The sequence below is a fragment of the uncultured Nitrospira sp. genome, from assembly GCA_902500695.1.
Classification (GTDB): domain Bacteria; phylum Nitrospirota; class Nitrospiria; order Nitrospirales; family UBA8639; genus Nitrospira_E.
This window is the reverse complement of the sequence record CABVRQ010000035.1, coordinates 1-2,329: the sequence shown is the minus strand read 5'-3', so window position 1 is coordinate 2,329 and position 2,329 is coordinate 1. Positions and strand designations below refer to the sequence as shown.

General features: G+C 53.4%; 2 protein-coding genes. One reads left to right on the top strand and one right to left on the bottom strand.

The window, feature by feature from the left end:
- The first annotated feature begins 96 nt into the window (after nucleotides 1–96).
- Entirely contained in the window at nucleotides 97–1,410 is a 1,314-nt protein-coding gene (locus tag AAH187_RS10365) for an endonuclease/exonuclease/phosphatase family protein (protein ID WP_342348386.1), read from the top strand.
- A gap of 85 nt (nucleotides 1,411–1,495) precedes the next feature.
- Here AAH187_RS10365 and AAH187_RS10360 read toward each other — a convergent pair.
- On the bottom strand, nucleotides 1,496–2,329 hold an 834-nt coding region (locus tag AAH187_RS10360; protein WP_342348385.1), incomplete at its 5' end, for a cation diffusion facilitator family transporter.

Below are 2,329 nucleotides of genomic sequence, written 5' to 3'. Positions count from 1 at the left end.
AAACAAGAAGGAATATCAGCTCAAGGTCTATGACGGAATGACGGAGGCTCCAGGTCCCGCTTGGTATTCTCTCTCAAGTTTTGTTAAGTAGAGGGCATGCGTCAACTTTTCTGTACATTCTTTCTCTTAACCTGGCTCACCATGTGTAGCTGGTCCATCACCTTCGCCCAGGATTTTCATGTTGGGCAACCGGTGATTCTTGAGGCTACTAAGCCCATTGGAGTCCCGCTCCATCGCAACCCGGCCCCGAGCTATCTGAAACATATCCCGACGGGCACTTCAGCCACCATTGAACAGACCGCACAGAATGGCCAATGGCTTTTCCTTCGCTTGCCCAATGATGACAAGGCCTGGGTACATAAAAAATATCTCAAAGCCGGTTCATCGCTGCCGAAACCACCTGCCAAACCCGATCTTTCCCTGACCGCTGAGGGAGGAGAGCATGAAGTATGGGCCAGCCGGGATCAGTGCGAAACCGCCGTGAAGCAAGGCAGTCGTATGGCTGCGGAATCTACTTCCAAGATCCGACTGGCCACGTGGAATATTCGATGGTTTCCCATCGGCCAGCCCACCGGCCAAAGCGAGGATCATGCCGAGCCGACCGATCTCGAATGGCTGATCTGTGCGATCCGTTGGATGCAAATCGATATTCTCGCGGTCCAGGAAAGCTTAGCCACCCCGGAGGCGACCAAGGCCTGGGACAGGATCATCGCTTCACTGAATGAACAGACGGGGGACACATGGCGGTGGTATCGCCAACCCTGCGGTCGGCCCGAAGACCATCATGTCGGACTATTGTGGAACGACACCCGCGTGGCCTTATCGCAATTTGAAAGCTTGTGGCAATTTAATGCGAGGGCTCAATCGGCCCACAACGCCTGCACCTTCGGGCTACGCCCAGGGCAATATGCGTGGGTAAAAGCCAGAGAATCCGGTGGGGTCGATTTTCATCTGATCGGCCTCCACTTAAAATCCGGTCCGACGGTGTTTGCCGTGGAAGATCGACATAACGCGTTAAACCGGATTGATGAAGCGATAGGTCCCCTCCTTGCTCGCGATCGAGACGTGATCATCCTCGGCGACTTCAATACGATGGGTGCCGGCGATTGGCAATCACGGGACTCCGAGTTGAAGAATTTGCGCAGAAAAGTTGCCAAGGAAAAACCCGGTTTTGCTGACCTGACCTTACATCCGCAATGTTCCCACTATTTTCGTGGACGCGGCGGCTGGCTGGATCATGTGCTGGTTCCACAAGAGATGCAAGAAGTGACCGTCACCACCGTCCAGGTCACCGGCTATTGCGCCGTGGCAGGCTGTGAACGTATTCGAGGAAACTATCCGCTCGCCTACCGTCATCTCTCCGATCATTGCCCGGTGGTATTGGAAATCGAGAATACCGATAAAGATTAAGCGGCCAGAGTGAAGGGGCAAATCGGCATCCACGGAGCACATGCCCCATCCTTGCACGACCTCATGCACAAGAAGCCGTGATGCATTATTCCAGAACCTTGAGAACCCGCCGGGCTTCGGCCTCCACAAACACCCGTTTCACAAGGGGATGCTTCACCTTAATATCTTTATCCAATGTGGCCACGCCGCGTTCCACCTCTTCGGACGTGACCCCGTCTCGAAAGTCCACACTCAAATTCACCAAAATAAAGTTTGGCCCCATGTGCATGGTTAATACTTCATTCACATGCTCCACACCTGGGAGCTGTTTGGCCATGTCGCGAATGCTCTGGACCACTTCCTTATTGGCGCTTTCGCCAATTAACAATCCTTTCGTTTCATACGCAAGCCACATGGCGATCCCGGCCAAAATCAACCCGATGATACAGGTGGCAATACCGTCAATATAGACAATACCGGTAACCTGCCCCAACCAAATGCCGATAAAGGCCACAGCCAGGCCCAGCACCGCCGCCGAATCTTCAAAGAGGACCATAAAGATGGTCGGATCTTTTCCCCGTTGAACCGCTTGCAAATACGACCACTTTCCCTTGGCACGGGAAAATTCACGGAAGGCCATGTACCAGGCGGCACCCTCAAATAAGAGGGAGAGACTCAACACGATATAGTTGACCATGGGGTTGGTAATCGGTTCGGGATAAAGAATGTGCAACACACCCTCATACAGAGAGATCCCCGCGCCTAGCGCAAAGACCATAATGGCCACAGCAAAACTCCAAAAATAAATTTCCTTCCCATACCCGAACGGGTAGCGCTCATCAGCCGGTCGTTTCGCACGATGGAGTCCATAGAGCAGAAGACCTTGATTGCCGGTATCCACCAGGGAGTGGATTCCCTCGGCCAACATCACCGAACTGCC